The organism is Rhizobium album (genome assembly GCF_003122325.1).
GTDB lineage: Bacteria > Pseudomonadota > Alphaproteobacteria > Rhizobiales > Rhizobiaceae > Metarhizobium > Metarhizobium album.
Window position 1 is genome coordinate 294,685 of record NZ_QFBC01000005.1, and the last position, 16,762, is coordinate 311,446.

16 protein-coding genes are annotated in these 16,762 nt (G+C 64.1%); 10 read left to right on the forward strand and 6 right to left on the reverse strand.

The genetic code is table 11. The features are described from left to right. The 4 genes from DEM27_RS14260 to DEM27_RS14275 form a co-directional block, all read right to left on the reverse strand. Positions 1-1,443 carry an amidase gene (locus DEM27_RS14260; RefSeq protein WP_109458907.1) on the reverse strand — a complete coding sequence of 481 codons (1,443 nt, stop codon included), beginning with the start codon at positions 1,441-1,443 and terminating at the stop codon, positions 1-3. Positions 1,444-1,449: 6 nt separating this feature from the next. Further along, on the reverse strand, positions 1,450-1,854 hold the full coding sequence (locus DEM27_RS14265; RefSeq protein ID WP_109458908.1) for a nuclear transport factor 2 family protein: 405 nt from the start codon (positions 1,852-1,854) through the stop codon (positions 1,450-1,452). Between the two features lie 114 nt (positions 1,855-1,968). Next, positions 1,969-3,456: a 4-hydroxyphenylacetate 3-hydroxylase N-terminal domain-containing protein gene (locus tag DEM27_RS14270; protein ID WP_109458909.1), complete on the reverse strand. Its 1,488-nt coding sequence runs from the start codon at positions 3,454-3,456 to the stop codon at positions 1,969-1,971. A gap of 70 nt (positions 3,457-3,526) precedes the next feature. After that, complete coding sequence (locus DEM27_RS14275; protein ID WP_109458910.1) at positions 3,527-3,919, reverse strand: carboxymuconolactone decarboxylase family protein; 393 nt, start codon at positions 3,917-3,919, stop codon at positions 3,527-3,529. 223 nt (positions 3,920-4,142) lie between these two features. Here DEM27_RS14275 and DEM27_RS14280 point away from each other — a divergent pair, with 223 nt between their 5' ends. The 6 genes from DEM27_RS14280 (at position 4,143) to DEM27_RS14305 (ending at position 10,318) form a co-directional block, all read left to right on the forward strand. Further along, positions 4,143-4,979 carry an N-acyl homoserine lactonase family protein gene (locus tag DEM27_RS14280; RefSeq protein WP_420028821.1) on the forward strand — a complete coding sequence of 279 codons (837 nt, stop codon included), beginning with the start codon at positions 4,143-4,145 and terminating at the stop codon, positions 4,977-4,979. Next, positions 4,976-5,755: a 3-hydroxybutyrate dehydrogenase gene (locus tag DEM27_RS14285; RefSeq protein ID WP_109458911.1), complete on the forward strand. Its 780-nt coding sequence runs from the start codon at positions 4,976-4,978 to the stop codon at positions 5,753-5,755. Before DEM27_RS14280 ends, DEM27_RS14285 begins: the two co-directional genes overlap by 4 nt. Positions 5,756-5,800: 45 nt before the next feature. Beyond that, the gene (locus tag DEM27_RS14290) at positions 5,801-6,709 is read left to right on the forward strand and encodes an NAD(P)-dependent oxidoreductase (RefSeq protein ID WP_109458912.1); all 909 of its coding nucleotides are present in this window, start codon (positions 5,801-5,803) and stop codon (positions 6,707-6,709) included. A gap of 2 nt (positions 6,710-6,711) precedes the next feature. Beyond that, positions 6,712-8,058, forward strand: a complete 1,347-nt coding sequence (locus tag DEM27_RS14295; RefSeq protein WP_205908900.1) for an MmgE/PrpD family protein — start codon at positions 6,712-6,714, stop codon at positions 8,056-8,058. Positions 8,059-8,088: 30 nt separating this feature from the next. Next, a complete protein-coding gene (gene ppaT, locus DEM27_RS14300; protein WP_109458977.1) occupies positions 8,089-9,270 on the forward strand; it encodes a pyridoxamine--pyruvate transaminase in 1,182 nt (393 codons plus the stop codon). Positions 9,271-9,577: 307 nt separating this feature from the next. Further along, positions 9,578-10,318 (forward strand): GntR family transcriptional regulator, encoded by a 741-nt coding sequence (locus DEM27_RS14305; protein ID WP_205908901.1) that lies wholly within the window; start codon positions 9,578-9,580, stop codon positions 10,316-10,318. A gap of 40 nt (positions 10,319-10,358) precedes the next feature. On the opposite strand, the gene DEM27_RS14310 is transcribed toward DEM27_RS14305, so the two are convergent. Both DEM27_RS14310 and DEM27_RS14315 read right to left on the reverse strand, forming a co-directional pair. Further along, entirely contained in the window at positions 10,359-11,126 is a 768-nt protein-coding gene (locus tag DEM27_RS14310; RefSeq protein WP_109458913.1) for an SDR family oxidoreductase, read from the reverse strand. Positions 11,127-11,471: 345 nt separating this feature from the next. Continuing rightward, entirely contained in the window at positions 11,472-11,900 is a 429-nt protein-coding gene (locus DEM27_RS14315) for a hypothetical protein (protein ID WP_128755508.1), read from the reverse strand. Positions 11,901-12,050: 150 nt separating this feature from the next. Between DEM27_RS14315 and DEM27_RS14320 the strand changes: the two genes are divergently transcribed. The 4 genes from DEM27_RS14320 to DEM27_RS14335 all read left to right on the forward strand — a co-directional run bounded on the left by DEM27_RS14320 (position 12,051) and on the right by DEM27_RS14335 (position 16,708). After that, positions 12,051-13,034, forward strand: a complete 984-nt coding sequence (locus DEM27_RS14320) for a putative B6 ABC transporter substrate-binding protein (protein ID WP_245445833.1) — start codon at positions 12,051-12,053, stop codon at positions 13,032-13,034. Positions 13,035-13,202: 168 nt separating this feature from the next. Further along, positions 13,203-14,684 (forward strand): putative B6 ABC transporter ATP-binding protein, encoded by a 1,482-nt coding sequence (locus tag DEM27_RS14325; RefSeq protein ID WP_337250475.1) that lies wholly within the window; start codon positions 13,203-13,205, stop codon positions 14,682-14,684. After that, a complete protein-coding gene (locus DEM27_RS14330) occupies positions 14,681-15,772 on the forward strand; it encodes a putative B6 ABC transporter permease subunit 2 (RefSeq protein WP_109458917.1) in 1,092 nt (363 codons plus the stop codon). Before DEM27_RS14325 ends, DEM27_RS14330 begins: the two co-directional genes overlap by 4 nt. A 3-nt stretch (positions 15,773-15,775) precedes the next feature. Then, positions 15,776-16,708, forward strand: a complete 933-nt coding sequence (locus tag DEM27_RS14335; protein WP_109458918.1) for a putative B6 ABC transporter permease subunit 1 — start codon at positions 15,776-15,778, stop codon at positions 16,706-16,708. Positions 16,709-16,762: the final 54 nt, after the last annotated feature.

A 16,762-nucleotide genomic window follows, 5' to 3' on the forward strand; every position in this document is an offset into this window, starting at 1 on the left:
TTATGCTGCGTGGCCGAACGGGGCCGGCGGGCGGCGATCGAACCAGGGAAATGCCTGTTCTAGCTGCGCCGCCAGCGAAAACAGCAAGGCATCCCGCCCGAAGGCGGCGCCGAAATGGATGCCGATCGGCAGGCCGTCATCACTCATGGCGAGCGGCACGCTCATCGCCGGGCAGCCGGAAGCGTTGAAGGCAGCGGTAAACGGCCCGTGGCTCCAGAAGCGGGCGAAGAATTCGTCGAGGTGCCTGCCGCGTCCGGCCAGTTCGCCGAGTTTTGGCGCCGGCGTGTCCGCGACCGGGCTGAGCAGGATGTCGTAGCGGGCGAAGAAACGGCCAAGCGCCCGTGCCGTCGCATGCAGCTGGTTGATCGCCCACATATAGTCGATGCCGGAGCGGCTGCGGCCCTCGCGCACCCATTCCTGGTTGACCGGTTCGATCTGCTCGATCGGATCCGGCCCGCCCGGCTGCTGACTGAAGCTGATACCGGTGGCGGCGCTGACGCCGGCGATGATCCGCCATGCCTTCATCAACGCGTGCCCGTCGTAGCCGGCATCGGCCACGTCCTCGACATGGTGGCCGAGACCTTCCAGCTTCCTTGCCGTATCGCGGACGGCTGCCAGTACCTGTGGATCGATCGCCGTGCCGGTCGGCGCCGTCAGCGTCATGCCGATGCGCAGGCATTTTGGCGGGCGGGCGAGGCTGGCGAGATAGGTGCCCTCCTCGGCCGGCGCGGCATAGGGGTCGCCGACATCGGAGCCGGCGGAAACATCCAGAAGCGCGGCGTTGTCGCGCACCGACCAGGAGACCGCATGCGGCGTCGACATGCCAGCAATTGCCTCGACGGCGACGGGGCCGAGCGGGTTGCGCATGCGGGTCGGCTTGAAACCGAAGAGGCCGCAATGGGATGCCGGCAGGCGCGTCGAGCCGGCGCCGTCGGAACTGTTGGCGAAGGCAACGAGGCCGGCCGCCACGGCCGCCGTCGAGCCGCCGGAGGAGCCGCCGGCCGTACGCGTCAGGTCCCACGGGTTATGCACCGGCCCGAAGGCATCGGATTCGGTGGTAAAACTGAGGGCGAATTCCGGCGTGTTGGACTTTCCGAGGATGACGAGGCCGCCGGCCTTGTAGCGTGCCGCCAGCGTGCCGTCCCGCCTCGACACCGTATTCCGGTGCAGCTCCGAGCCGGTGGAGAGGATCATGCCGTCCACCTCGAAACCGGTATTCTTGATCAGGAACGGCACGCCGGTAAAGGCGCCGTCCGGCAGGCCATCGGCGATTGCTTTGCGGGCGAGGTCGAAATGCGCATGCACGACGGCGTTGAGCTTCGGGTTCAGCGCTTCGATCCGCGCGATGGTCGCATCGAGCAGCTCTTCGGCCGAGATCTCCTTGCTGCGGATCAGCCCGGCCAGTCCGAGTGCGTCGTATCGGGTGAAATCGAAAGCGGCCATTTTTCGTCACGCAATCTGTTGTTTGAAGCTGTCGAGGTTCCAGAGATCCTTGGTGCCGATCAACCCGTCATCGGAAAACTCGAAGAGATGCAAGCCCTTCAGCACCACGGTCTTCGGCTGCGGCACCTCTTCGCCCTCCTTCGGGCGCGGCGTGAAGGTGCCGCGCATCGTGTAGAGCACGGCCGCCTGCCGGCCGGAAAGGATGCGCTGCTCTTCGCTCCAGGTGACGTCGGGCAGCATGCGGAAGAAGCCGGCAAGCCCTTCGGCCACCGCTTCGCGTCCCGTCCTGCGTTTGCTCATTGCGACTTCCTCGTGCCAGCCGTCTTCGGGGTAAAGCGCGCCGGCCTTGGCCGCATCGCGCTCGGCGTAGGCCAAATAAAAGGCATCGAGGATGGAATGGAAATCGGCCATGGGAAATGTCCCCAGCAAGTGCTGGCGGCCCCTGCCCCGATCCGGGCGAGGCGGCCAGATTCAGGATGTCGGCAGGCGCCCGCAAAGGCGCCCGCCTTGCCGATGAAGGCCGGCTTATTCGATGCCGGCGAGCTTCTTGACCTGGCCGGTGAACTCGTTGCGCTTGATCTCTTCGTAGAGACGGGCGCGCAGGCGCGGAGCCGGGCTGGCATTGACGTTTTCGAACAGGGCGACACGGCCGGCAAGCGCACCGGAGGTCATGTCCCAGATGAAGTTCATCAGCTGTTCCTTGACCATGGCGGAAACGCCGTGGCCGGGCAGCAGGTCGTGCAGGTAGTGACCGATCTCGGGATTGTCGTACGCCTTTTTGCCGAAGCGCATGACGAGGCCCTGGCCGCACATTTCCTGCAGGATGTGAATGATGCGCGGATAATGCTGGATCGAGTAGAGGCGGCCGGCGGTCAGCATGCCGGCATCCGGTGCCATCACGCCGCCCTCGGTCGGCTTGGCAAGCGCTTCCGCCGCCAGCACGAAGGCGCGCAGCGCCTGCTGGTATTCGATCAGTTCGCCGAGCATCAGCTGCACGGCCGGGATCTTGCCGGTGCCGAGGTAATCGAGCACGAGCTGGCCAGCGCCGACGAACAGTTCCGCCTTGACGGCAAGGCGCGTCAGCACGTGCCAGTGCGCGAAAATGCAGACCGGGCCGTAATACTGCATCGCCGTCGGATCGCCGAGGTTGAAGATGCGGTCCTTCGGAACGAAGACGTTGTCGAAGATGATGAACTGGTCGGCTTCTTCGCCCATGGAGGCGATCGGATGGTCGAATTTTTCCGAACCCGGCTGCGACACCATTTCGCGGGAAATCAGCTTGATGCCTTCGGAATTGACCGGGATCGACCCCCAGATGCAGGCGTCCGCCGGCGTTTCCTGGATGCCGCCGAGGTTGGTGAAGAAGATTTCCTTGGCCTGCGCTGCGATCGAACCGACCGTCTTGGCGCCGTAGATGCGGATGCCGTCCTTCTCGACGCTCTTGACCTTGAGAAGCGATGCTTCGGACGCCTTCGGAGAAGAGCGGTCGGACTGCGGGCCGGCAAGGCTTTCGGAGGCCGTCAGGTTGTTTTCACGGCCGTATTCGACGTAGCGCTCGATGTTTTCGGCGAAATCCGGATCGATGCCGTCGATCAGCGACTTCTTCTTCTTGAAGGTCGGCAGGTAGGCGTAGAGGCCGACGGCGATGGCGGGCGCCAGATCCGGCGGACGGCCGAAGGTGCCGCCGGTCTTCAGGCTGGTGTATTCGATCATCTTGCGGCGATCGACCAGCTCTTCCTTGGTGCGCGGGATCTGCCAGGCGCGGCTGACGACGGCTTTGGCGGCCTCGTCGTAATAGGTGGTGGCATCGGCGTGCTCGTCGGTGAACTGGTCGTCGAACATGGATGCGAGAAGATCGACGCCGGCGGCGAGAGCCGGCTCGTCCGTCACCTTCTCGATCTGCTTGCCGCCAACCCAGATCTGGCGGCCGTCGATCAGCGACTCCTTGAATTCGGCACCCGTCTTCAGACGGTGCTCCGTCGCCGATTTGAATTGCCTTTGCGTGTTTGTCATACGCGTGTTCCCCTTCGGATATTTTAAGATAAGGCAGATATGTGAAGCGCCGTCAGGCGGAAATGCTCGGCTATTCGTGCTCCCGGATCACTTCTGCGGCAACGCGCATGCAGTCGAGCGCGGCCGGCACGCCGCAATAGATGGCGGCCTGGAGGATGACCTCGACGATCTCCTCCTTGGTGACGCCGTTGTTCAGCGCGCCGCGCACATGGATCTTGATTTCATGCGGCCGGTTGAGGGCCGTCAGCATCGCGAGGTTGAGGAAGCTGCGCGTCTTGCGCTTCAGGCCCGGGCGGTTCCAGATCTCGCCCCAGCACCATTCCGTCACCAGTTTCTGCAGCGGCGCCGTCAGGTCGTCGACGGAATTGAGCGAGCGGTCGACATAGGCGTCGCCAAGGACCTCCCGTCGCACTTTCAGGCCTTTTTCGAAGAGTTCCGTCTGGAACTCGGGGCGAGTCGTCATCAATGTCCCCCATTTCTTATTTGTTGTCGCCGGGCGCCCGGTTTGCAGGCAACTGCCACCCTTCGCCGTTGATGCCCGGACCATAACGGCCACGATATTGACCGTCAAGAGATTGTATGACAGGATTACAATAATATAAAAACGGGACAGGCGAAGGCGCGGTCTCGACAGGGGCGGCGGAATCGAACATCAATGCCGCAGCGGTCGAAGACCAAAGCTTCCGATGGGGCGGAAAAACGTGTCGATAGAACCATTTGAGCTATACGCCATCCGTTACGCCAATCATTCCGGCCGCCATCTCTCCGACAATTACCTCGGCGGCGACAGCCATGAAGGCGGTGCGGATCTCGACTATTATGTCTGGGTGGCGCGGCGTTCCGATCGCGTCTTCGTTATCGATACGGGCTTCGACGAAGAGGCGGCGCAAGCGCGGGGCCGCACCCTGCTGCGCATGCCCTCCGAGGCGCTTTCCCATCTCGGCATTGCCGCCGCGGATGTCGACCAGGTGATCCTCACCCACCTGCATTACGACCATGCCGGCACGCTCGACAGCTTTCCGAAGGCGCGCTTTCACGTGCAGGATGCGGAGGTGGCTTATGCCACGGGGCGCTGCATGTGCCATTCGCCGTTGCGCGCGCCCTATTCCGTCGAAGATGTGACGCGCTTCGTGCGCTGCGTCTATCATGGCCGTGTGGCGTTCCATGACGGCACCACTGAAATCGTGCCGGGCCTGACGCTGCATCGCACCGGCGGCCATACCGCCGGGCTGCAGGTCGTGCGGGTGTGGACGAAGCGCGGCTGGGTGGTGATCGCCTCCGATGCCTCGCATTTCTACGATAATGTTTCGAGCGGCCGGTCCTTCCCGATCCTGCACAGCCTCGGCGACATGCTGGAGGGTTTTCGAACCATCAAGGCGCTGGCCGAGGACGAGGACCACATCGTACCCGGTCACGATCCGCTGGTGATGAAGGTCTATCGTCCGCCAAGCCCGGAACTGGAGGGCATTGCCGTCCGGCTCGACGAGGCGCCGATCAAGCCATGGAGAGATCTGCTGCCATGAGGGGAAAAACTGCGCTGATCACCGGCTCGACGGCCGGATTGGGACTGGCCATCGCCGAACGTTTTGCCGCCGAAGGCTGCAACACCGTGCTGACAGGCCTGGATACCCAGGAGGACGGCGAGGAGACCGCCGCCAAGCTCGAAGCAAAACACGGTTGCTGCGTCGTCTACAAGCGCGCCGACCTGCGCAATCCGCAGGAGATCGAGGCGCTGCACGCCGCCGCCGTCCGCACCTTCGATACGGTCGATATCCTCGTCAACAACGCCGTCATCCGCCGTTTCGCCCCCGTCGAGCAACTGCCGCCGGAGGACTGGAGCCAGGCGCTGGCCGTCAATCTCTCCGCCGCCTTTCACACGATCCGGCTGGCCTTGCCCGGCATGCGGCAGAAAGGCTGGGGCCGGATCATCAATCTCGCTTCCGTCTACAGCCTGATTGCCCTGCCCGGCCGGCTGGACTACGTCACCACCAAACATGCCATCGTCGGCATGACGCGGACGGTGGCGCTGGAAACGGCATCGGAGGATATCACCTGCAATGCCATCTGCCCCGGCCTGATGCACACGCCCTCGGCGCAGGCACGGATCGAGGCGATGGCGGCGGAGAAGAACATTTCCGTCGAGGAAGCCACCCGCGACTTTCTCTCGACCCGCCAGCCCGGCGGACGCTTCATTTCCATGGATACGGTCACGGCGCTTGCCGCCTTTCTCTGTGGCCCGCACAGCCGCGATCTCAACGGCGCGCTGCTGCCGGTCGATAACGGCTGGTCCATCGCCTGATTTCCTATCGAACGCATACGGCGCATCAAGCGCCCTGGAGGTATCATGTCTAAAACGGTTCTGGGTTTCGTCGGTCTCGGCAATATGGGGGCGCCGATGGCGTCGCGCCTCATCGATGCGGGGTATGAGCTGGTCATTTACGACCGCAGCGAAGCCGCCCTGCAGGCCCTCGTTGCCAAAGGCGCCCGCGCTGCCGCTTCGCCGGCTGCCGTCGCTTCCGAAGCCGAGACCGTGCTGATCTCGCTGCCGACGCCTGACGTCGTCAAGCTCGTCTGCACCGGCGCCGACGGCCTGTCATCGGGCACGAAAATCCGCCGCATCGTCGATCTCTCGACCACCGGCCCGCAGGCCGAGGCCGATGTCGCGACCAGGCTGCAAGGCACCGATATCAAGCTGATCGATTGCCCGGTCAGCGGCGGCGTGGCCGGCGCCAGTAAGGGCTCGCTGGCGCTGATGGCCTCAGGCGACCGCGACGCCTTCGATCTGCTCGTGCCGGTGCTCGAAAACCTCGGCAAGGTGTTTTATGTCGGCGCCGAGCCCGGCATGGCGCAGACGATGAAGCTGATCAACAATATCTGCTCCGCAGCCGCGCTTGCCATCACCTCCGAAGCCATGGTGCTCGGCGCCAAGGCCGGGCTGGAGGCGGAGACGATGATCGACGTGCTCAACGCCGGCAGCGGCCGCAACAGCGCCTCGGTGGACAAGATCCCACGTTTCGTGCTGCCGCGCACCTTCGATTTCGGCTTTGCCGTCGGCCTGTCCGCCAAGGATATCCGGCTGTGCGTCGAGGAAGGCGAGCGTCTCGGCGTGCCGATGATGGTGGCGAGCGCCGTTCGCCAGCTGTTTTCGATCACCAGGAGCGAATTCGGCCATGATGCCGACATGACCGCCGTCATCCGCACCGTCGAGCAGTGGGCCGGCGCCGAGGTCAAGGGCAAGGACGCCAAGGCGTGAGCATGGCGATGCAGACGGGAGCGAGCCGGCGGCTTGCGGCCTTCGCCGCGGGCCTGGCATGGGAGCAGGTGCCCGCCGAGGTGCGGCACGCGGCGAAACGCTGCCTGGTCAATTTCTTCGCAACCGCAATCGCCGGCAGCGGCGAGCCGGCGCTCGACAAGGCCTGCGGCGTTCTCGGCGCCTTCAGCGGCCCGTCGTCTTCCACCGTGATCGGCCGTGACGAACGGCCGGACATGCTGTGGGCGTCGTTCCTGAATGCCGCCAGCGCCAATGTCTTCGATTTCGACGACACGCATATTCCGACGATCATCCACCCGACGGCGCCGGTCGCTCCCGTCGTTTTCGCGCTGGCGGAAAACCGTCCGCTGCGCGGCGAGGAGCTTTTGCTGGCCTTCATTCTCGGCGTGGAAATCGAATGCCGCATCGGCAATGCCGTTTCGCCGAGCCATTACAGCCGCGGCTGGCACATCACCTCAACCTGCGGCACGTTCGGCGCCGCCTTTGCTGCCGGCAAGATTTTGGGTTTCGGCGAAGGGCAGTTCCTCGACGCCCTCGGCAATGCTTCGGCGCAGGCCTCCGGTCTGGTCGAGACGCTGGGCACGATGTCGAAAAGCATCAGCGTCGGCAATGCCGCCCGCAACGGGCTGCTATCGGCGCTGCTTGCTGCCGACGGCTTCTCCGGCCCTGCCTTGCCCTTGGAAGGTCCGCGCGGCTTTCTGGAGGTTACGGCGGAAAAGCCTGACCTTGCTATTCTCCTCGATGGCCTCGGAACACGCTGGGAAATCCTCTCCAACACGTTCAAGCCTTATCCCTGCGGCGTCGTGCTCAATCCGGTGATCGATGCGTGCCTGACCTTGCGCGGCAAGCCGGGTTTCGACGCCGCGGCCATCGAAAAAATCACCCTGACGGGTCATCCGCTGCTGCGCCAGCGCACCGACCGGCCCGGTGTTGCGACCGGCCGCCTGTCGCAGGTCAGCGCCCAACATGCGGTGGCGATATCCTTGCTCACCGGCAAGGCCGGCCTGCCGGAATTCAGCGACGAGAGCGTTGCCGACCCGGCGGTGCGGGCGCTTGGCGAAAAGCTCTCTTTCGTCGACGATCCCGCCTTCGATGTCGAAGGGGCACGCGTCGAGATCACCCTGGCCTGCGGAAATCTGGCGGTGACGGTGGAAAAGGCGCGCGGCAGCCTCGGCAATCCCTTGAGCGATGCCGAACTGGAGGACAAACTGAAGGTACTCAGCCGGTATCGCGGTCGAAGCTTCGATATCGACCGCTTGCTGTCGGCCATCTGGGCGCTCGACCGAACGGACGATGCGGGTGCCGTTATGAAACACGCGGCCGGCCACTAAGCCATCGCTGCAGGAACAGGAGTGAAGACCATGAGCAAACCCACCCAGACCGATCCGATTTTTACGCTGACCACCGGTCCTGTCGATTCCTATCCGGCGGTCCTGCGGGCGCTGGCGCGGCCGGTGCTATATGATTACGATCCGGCTTTCCTTGAGCATTACGAAAATGTTTCCCGCAAGGTGCAGAAGGCGTTCGCCTCGCGCACCATGCCGGTGATCCTGCAGGGCGAGCCGGTGCTCGGCCTCGAAGCCGCTGCCGCCTCGCTGCTGGCCAGGGAGGATGTCGTCCTCAATCTGGCTTCGGGCGTTTACGGCGCCGGCTTTGCCGGCTGGGCGAAGCGTTATTGCGCCGAGGTGGTGGAAATCCGCGTTCCCTATAACGAGGTGATCGATCCGCAATCGGTCGCCGACATGCTGAAGGCCCGCCCGGAGATCCGCGTCGTCGCGGTTTGCCATCACGATACGCCTTCCGGCACCATCAATCCGGTCGCCGAAATCGGCCGGATCGTCCATGCGCATGGTGCCCTGCTGCTGGTGGATGCCGTGTCGTCCTTCGGCGGCATGGAGGTCTATCCCGACACGATCCATGCCGACCTGTTTGTGACTGGCCCCAACAAGTGCCTCGGCTGCCCGCCCGGCCTCTCGCTGCTGTCGGTGAGCGATGCCGCCTGGGCGAAGATGAAGGCCAATCCGGCTGCGCCGCGGGCCTCGATGCTGTCGATCCTCGATTGGGAAGACGCCTGGCGCGCCGACCGCCCCTTCCCTTTCACCCCGTCGGTCGCCGAAATCAACGGCCTCGATGCGGCGCTCGACCTCTACCTTGACGAAGGCCCGGAAAACGTCTGGCGCCGCCATGCGCTGACGGCCGAGGCCACCCGCGCCGGCATCCTGGCCGCCGGCCTGAAACTCTGGCCGGCCAGCGAGGCGATTTCATCGCCGACGACGACGGCCGTTCGTGTTCCCGAGGGCATCGACGAAGCGGTGCTGCGCAAGGAGGCGCGGCGGCGGTACGGCGTGGTGTTCTCCTCCGGCCGTGGCGAAACGCTCGGCAAGCTGACGCGCATCGGCCATATGGGGCCGACGGCGCGGCCGATCTATGCCCCGATCGCCATCACGGCGCTGGTCGGCACGCTGTCGGCCATGGGTGTTGCCGGCCTTGATCTCGGCGCCGGCGTGACGGCTGCCATGGCGGTGATCGACCGCGATCTGTGACGTCAGACGCTGCCGTCGGCGCAGGCGGCAGCGGCCCACCTGAAAAAGGCGGGTTGGCATAGTATTATATTCGCGTATTATGCGAATCTGATGGGGGATGAGGCCAGAAGCGGTTTTCACGGGATATTGCCGCCGGGGCATGACGCCTTCGACGAGGTTGACGTCTGTCAAGAATGGCGGGGACTGAAGCTCGCAGGTCGGTGGCGATGCTTGGTACAGTTCCCCGGACTATGGTATGAAGTGCGTGGTTGTCGAAGCTTTGGCCGGATAGCTGCGGTCGCGCACGGGACAGGATACGAAACCGCTGATGCTGAATAACAACGGTAAGAAGAAGATGCCGGTTTTGTCCAAGGACGCGCCCCAGTATAATTTCAAGGTCACCAAGACGGCTGCACCCTTGCGCCACAGCGTCACGGAAAGCATTCGCAATTCCATCGCCGCCGGCATCTACAAGGCCGGTGACCGGCTGACGGAACGCGATCTCTGCGAAATGACTGGCGTCAGTCGCACGGCCGTGCGCGAGGCGCTGCGCCAGCTTGAATCCGAAGGAATGATTCACGTCCTGCCGCACCGCGGCCCGATCGTCGCCGGTGTCACGCCGGAGCAGGCCGAAGGCATCTACCAGGTGCGCATGGAACTCGAAGGGCTGGCCAGCGAATTGTTTGCGCAGCGTGCGACGCCCGCCGACCACAAGGCATTGCGCAAGGCCTTCAAGAAGATGAAGGATTCGTCCACCTCGACGGATTCCATCGTCCGCCTCAAGGCCAAGAACGACTTCTACGATTGTCTGATCTCCGGCGCTTACAACGAAGCGCTGGGCCAGACGCTCTCCATGCTCAACTCCCGCATCATGGTGCTGCGGGCCACGTCGCTGCAGGCGCCGGGCCGCACGGTGCAGAGCATGGAGGAACTGAGCGAACTGGTGGAACTGCTGGTCGCCCGTAAAGATGCCGAGGCGCGCAAGGCGGCGATCAAGCATGTGTCCAATGCCGCCAAGGTGGCGATCGGCATTCTGCGCGCCCAGTTCGAGGAAGCGGCCGCGGAGTAACGGCGGCAGGTTTGCCGCCGCTGCCGCATGGCGGATCGTTTCAGATCCCCGGCGTCGCGCCGCCATCGACATTGATCACCGTGCCCTGGATATAGGAGGCCTTGTCGGAAACGAGGAAGGCGACCGTGTGGGCGATCTCTTCCGGCGTGCCGTAGCGGTCGATGTGTTGGGCCAGGCGCATCTCCTCGCGGGCCTGCTCGAAGCTGATGCCCTGGTCCCTCGCCCGGACCTTGATGCGAGCTTCCAGCCGATCGGTAACAATATGACCGGGGCACAGCACGTTCATGCGAATGTTATCCACTGCTGCCCGCTTCGACAGCGCCTTGGTGAAATTGATGATGGCGGAATTCACCGAGCCACCGATGGTGAAATCCGGTTCCGGCGTGTGGGCGCCGATGCCAGAAATGTTGACGATGCTGCCGCCGGCCTTGGCAAGCGCCGGCCATGCGGCGCGGCAGAAGCGCACGGTGGCATGAAACTTCAGCGCGAAGCCGCTGATGAAATCCTCTTCCGTCAGGGTGAAGAAATCGCCGCGCTTGGTGGCGCCGGCATTGTTGACGACGACGTCGATCCGGCCGAACGCATCGAGGGCGGCCTTGACCACCGCGTCGGGCGCCTCGGGCTGTGAAAGATCGGCGGCGACGGCGAGTGTCGCCGGCGCGCCCGCGGCCTTTGCCAGTTCGACCGTTTCGTCGAGGCCGGCCTGGTCGCGGGCGGCAACCACGACGGCATAACCGGCCCGGCCGAGTTCGATGGCGATGGCCCGTCCCAATCCCTTGCTGGCGCCGGTCACGATCGCTGTCTGCATTGTCTTTTCCTTCGTGTTTCACAAGGTTAAACAGGCAGTTTTCCAAGCTTTTTCAAGGCGATGGAGCAGGCTGCCGATTTCCCCTTTTCGCGCCTCAATGCGCTTGACAGATTGTATTACGGTATGAGAGTGTTATGCCCATTGAGGCGTGTCAAGCCCAATGGTCCCCGGTTCGGGAAATTGTTCCGAACGGCTTTTCTGAACAGGTGCAGGAAAGGCTTTCCCGATGCAAGTCGATTGGCGTATCCACGGTGCGATGACTGCCTTGCGGCAGGCTTCCGGCCGTCCGTGCGCCGGTCTTGCCGGCGGCGGGGGCGAAGGCGGCAGGGCCGCCCCCTCTTCGTCTCATATCGCCTTGCAGGTCATCCGGTTTTCGGCCTGGGTGCAGACGAGATTTTCCGCCGCCGGCGTGTCTCCGGCCCGACGTGACAGGACGATCTCGGCGCGCGTCTCCCAGGAGCGCCCCTCCAGGCCGCACCACAGCGACTGGATCGGCATGCGGTCTTCCTTGTCGTTGAGCAGGAAGATCTCGCCGCTTTTCGGATCCGACCACAGCTCGACGCTCACCTTTGCGCCCTCTGCGGCAATGCCGAGGTCCAGGGAATACCAGTGGGCGATCGCGCTCTTGCAGGCCATCGGGGCGGGGCCGGCATTGGTGAAGGTCATCGGCACCTTCACGAGCCCGTCACGGCCGCGCGCCACCACATGGACTTCCTGTGCGGCGGTCGTGCCGGCCAGGGCAATCAGGAACATTGAAATCAGGGAGAATTTCATCGTCGACTCGTTGAGTTGAATGAATATTGTGTTTGTTATTTGCAAAATACGAATAACAAACATATGAATTACAGGCAAACAAAAAGGGGAACCTAAGAAATGAAGAGCATTCTGAAAAGAAGTGCGAGTGTTATTACTTTTGTTGCGCTCATGAATACTTTTGCGCTTGCCGCGGAAGTCAAGTCCATCGCCATCCTGACGCCGGAACAGGGCACGGATTTCGGCTGGAACCAGCAGGGCATCGATGCGGCCAAGGCTGCCGGCGCCAAGGCTGGCGTCGAAGTCACCGTTGCCGAAAACCTCGGTTACGGCGACGTTCGCCCGACGCTGCGCGAGCTTGCCGAAGACGGCGCGAGCCTGCTGATCGCCCATGCCAGCGGCTACAACACCGCTGCTCCGGAAATCGGCGCCGAGCTCAATGTTCCGGTTGCCATCGTCGACCGTCCGGACCAGTTGAAGGCCGGCGCCGTTGCCGACTACACGGCAAGCGGCCATGAAGGCGCCTATCTCGCCGGCCGCCTCGCCGCCAAGATGTCGCGCACCGGCGTCGTCGGCATCGTCGTTTCCGGCGAGCCTCCGTCGTGGAACGCCATGTCTTCCGCTTTCGCAGAGGGCGTGAAGGCTGAAAAGTCGACCGTCGAAGTCCGTTACGCCGTGATCGGCCCGGCTGCTTATGCCGACGTCGCAGGCGGCAAGCGCGTTACGGAAACAGTGATCGCGGCTGGCGCCGACGTCATCTTCGGTCAGGGCAACGGCTCGTCCTTCGGCATGCTGCAGGCTGTCGAAACCACCAAGGCGACCGATGGCGGCAAGGTCTATTTCATCGACGTCATCGGCGACAAGACGTCGCTCGACAAGGGCTTCCTGCTGTCGTCCGTCATCTGGGACCTGACCCCGGTCTACGTTGCGATGATCGAGGACCTGAAGGCCGACAAGTTCGGCAGCCACAACTACGACATCAAGCTCTCCGACGACTCCGTCAAGCTGCTCAAGACCAAGAGCATCCCGGACGATGTCTGGTCGCAGATTTCGGCGCTGCGCGACGACATCATTGCCGGCAAGATCAAGGTCGAGCCGCATTTCGATGCCGATACCGTGCACAAGCTTGTCACGGCCGTTCCGACGGCGCAGTAATAGAGCGCAGACGATCGTTCGCCGCGCCGACGGGGTTCCGTCGGCGCGTGCGATGCCTTTTCGGACATGAAACAGAGTTGCAGATTTATGGTGGGCAGTTCCGCTTCTCCGGTTGCCGCACAAGGGCCAGTCGTGTCCTTGCGCCAGGTGACAAAGCGATTCCCGGGCGTGGTTGCCAACGACCACGTGACGATCGACCTCTGGCCGGGAGAGGTCCATGTTCTTCTCGGCGAAAACGGTGCGGGCAAATCGACGCTCGTCGGCATGCTTTCGGGGCTGCAGAAGCCGGATGAGGGCGAAATCCTCATCGACGGCTCGGCTATCGATATCGCCTCGCCGCGCCAGGCGCTCGATCTCGGCATCGGCACCGTCTTCCAGCATTCGATGCTGGTGCCTTCCTTGACGCTGGTCGACAATTTTACCCTCGGCGGCCCGTGGTGGAAGCGGCCGGACCGCGAAGGTGTCGCGGCGCGGATGCGCGAGCAGGCGAGCAGCATCGGTATCCGCATCGATCCTTATGCGCTGGCGGGTTCGCTGTCGCTCGGCGAACAGCAGCAGGTCGAGATCGTTCGCGCCCTGATGCGCGGCAGCCGCTGCCTGATCCTCGACGAGGCGACGGCGATGCTGACGCCGCGCGATGCCGAACAGCTCGGCGAACTGATGCGCCGTCTCGTGGCGCGCGGGCTGGCCGTGGTGTTCATCACCCACAAGCTCAACGAGGCACTGGCTTATGGTGACCGCATTTCCGTGCTGCGGCTCGGCAAGAATGCCGGCGCCATGGAGCCGCAGGTCTTGAAGAGCGCCGATACCTCCGCCGCAATGGCGGAAGTCGTGCGCATGATGTTCGGCACCAATGCTTTCGGTGAGGCAGAATCCGGCGCTCGCGAGATGCGTGCCGTTGGCGGCAGGCCGGTGCTGGCCGTCGATGGGCTTGCGGTCGACGATGGTTCGGTGCCGCTCTCCGGGATCTCCTTCACCGTGGCTGCGGGCGAAATCCTCGGCCTGGCCGGTATCGACGGCAATGGCCAGAAGCAGCTGGCGGAAGCGCTTGCCGGGCAGCGGCCGATCCGTTCCGGCTCGCTGAAGCTCAAGGGCGTTTCGCTGGAAAAGGCAGGCGTCGGCGAGCGGCGCAGCCATGGGCTGCGATACGTCACCGACGACCGCCTGGGTGAAGGCACCGTCGGCACCTTCCCGGTGTCCACCAACCTGCTGCTCAAGCAGATCGGCGACCGGCCGTTCTGGAAAAGCGGCGTCGAGCAGCCGGCGGCGATTGCCGACAATGCCCGGCGCTATGTCGGCGAATTCGACGTGCGCACGCCGAGCATCGAGACCCCGGTTGCAAAACTTTCCGGCGGCAACATCCAGAAGGTTCTTTTGGCGCGCGAGCTTTCGGGGGCGGCCGAGGCGGTGATTTTCGCCAAGCCGACCTATGGGCTGGATGTCCAGAACATCCGCTCCTCCCGCCGGCGCATCCGCGAGGCGGCGGAGGCCGGCCGCGCCGTGCTTTTGATCTCCACCGACCTTGAGGAAATCCTCGAACTGGCAGATCGTATCGCCGTCATGTCGCAAGGGCGCATCGTCGGAACGGTGGACAACGATGCCGATGCTAGGCGCAAGATCGGCGAATTGATGAGTGGGATGACGGTATGAGCGCCGCACAGACAACACGCACGGCGGACAAGCCGACCGAGGCACCGCCGGAGCATCGCCGCGAATGGGCGCATATGGCGCTGATCACCATCGGACCGGTCGTCGTCGCCCTTGTCATCGGCGGGCTGGTGCTGATCGCCATGGGCGTCAATCCGCTGACCTATTATTCCTACGTCGCCGGTCGCGGCCTGTTTTCGCCGTCCGGCCTGCAGGCGACGCTGACGCGGATGGGGCCGCTGCTGTTGATCGCCGCCAGCCTGATCGTCGCCTTCCGGGCGGGGATCTGGAACCTCGGCGGTGACGGGCAGTTCCTCTTGGGCGCGGTGCTGGTCGCGGCTGCCGGTCCGGCTCTGGTCGAGATCTTTCCGGTGTGGGTCGTGCTGATCGTCGGGCTGCTGATCGGCGCTGTCGTCGGCATGCTCTGGTCGGTGGTGCCGGCGCTGCTCAGGGCCTATCAGGGCGTCAACGAGATCATCACGACCTTGATGATGACCTTCCTCGGCGTGTCTCTGGCCAATGTTCTCGTCAAGCTGGCCTTTCTCGATCCGACCACGACCGTGCCGCAGACGCGGACGCTGCCGGTGGAAGACCGCCTGCCGCGGCTGTTCGATACCACAGTTTCGTCCGGCCTGCTGATCGGCCTCGCCGTCATCATCGTCGTGCATCTGGTGATGACCCGCACGGCTTTCGGCCTGAAATTGCGTGTCGTCGGTGCCAATTCCAAGGCGGCGATCCATGCCGGCCTGCCGGTGCCGCTGTTGACGGTGCTGGTGTTCGGCATCTCCGCCGCCCTTGCCGGACTGGCCGGTGCCGTCGATATCCTCGGCACGCAGGGCAATGTCCGCGCCGACTGGAACCCGGCCTACAGCCTGACGGTGGTGCCGCTGGTCTTTTTGGCGCGCTTCAACGGTTTCGGCACCATCGCCTTCGTTTTCCTGTTCTCGGTGCTTTCGATCGGCGGCGAGAGCGCGGCGCGCAAGCTCGGCGTGCCCAACTATTTCTCGCTGGTTATCGTGGCGATCCTGCTGGTCGTGCTCGGCCTGACCGAATATCTCGACCAGCGCCGGCAGCAGAAGGTGAGGAGCTAAGTCATGGGTCTGTTTACCGAAGCTTTCCTTACGTCTCTGGTGCTCGGCGCCGTCGTCGCCGGCATTCCGCTGCTGCTGGCCGGTCTTGGCGAGCAACTGTCGGAAAAGGCCGGCGTGCTCAACATCGGTCTCGAAGGCATGATGCTGATCGGCGCCTACATGGGGTTCCTGATTGCTTATGTCTCCGGCTCCACCACGCTCGGCTTCGCCTTCGGCGCGCTGGGTGGCATGGCGGTGGCGGCGATCATGGCGCTGCTCTGCGTCCGGCTCGGCCTCAACCAGATCGTCATCGGCATCGCCCTGACGCTGGGCGCCGAGGGGATCACCGCGCTCCTGCACAACATCCAGTTTTCGCGCACCTATCCGCGGCTGGATGCGATGGACACGTTGCCGATCCCGCTCCTGTCGGGCATTCCGGTGATCGGGCCGGCCGTCTTCGATCGCCCTGTCATCGTCTACATCGCCATCCTGCTCGTCTTCGTGATGATCTACGTCTTCCGCGCCACCCATCTGGGCAGCGCGCTGCAGGCGGCGGGCGACAAGCCGGCGGCGCTGGATGCGGCTGGCGTCGACGTCATCTGTACCCGCACCGTCGCCGTGTTGTGCACCGGGCTGTTCGCCGGGCTCGGCGGCGCCTTCATGTCGATCGTCGGCGCCGGCGTCTTCGTGCCGTTCATGACGCATGGCAACGGTTTTATCGGCATCGTGCTCGCTATGCTGGCGCGCGGCAAGCCGCTCTGGGTGCTGGGCGGGGCGCTGCTGTTTGGTGCCTGCCTGTCGATGACGACGGCGCTGCAGGTGGCCGGTGTCGATATCCCCACCGACGTCATCCAGATGCTGCCGTTTGCCATGGTCATGCTGGTGCTGATCCTTGCCGGACGCCGCGCCAGCCTGCCGCTGGCGCTCGGCTCCAGCTATGTTCGTGGCGCGCGCTGACCCTGCCTCGAATGCCTGATTGAAATCCGCCGCCGGCCCTCTGGCGGCGGATTC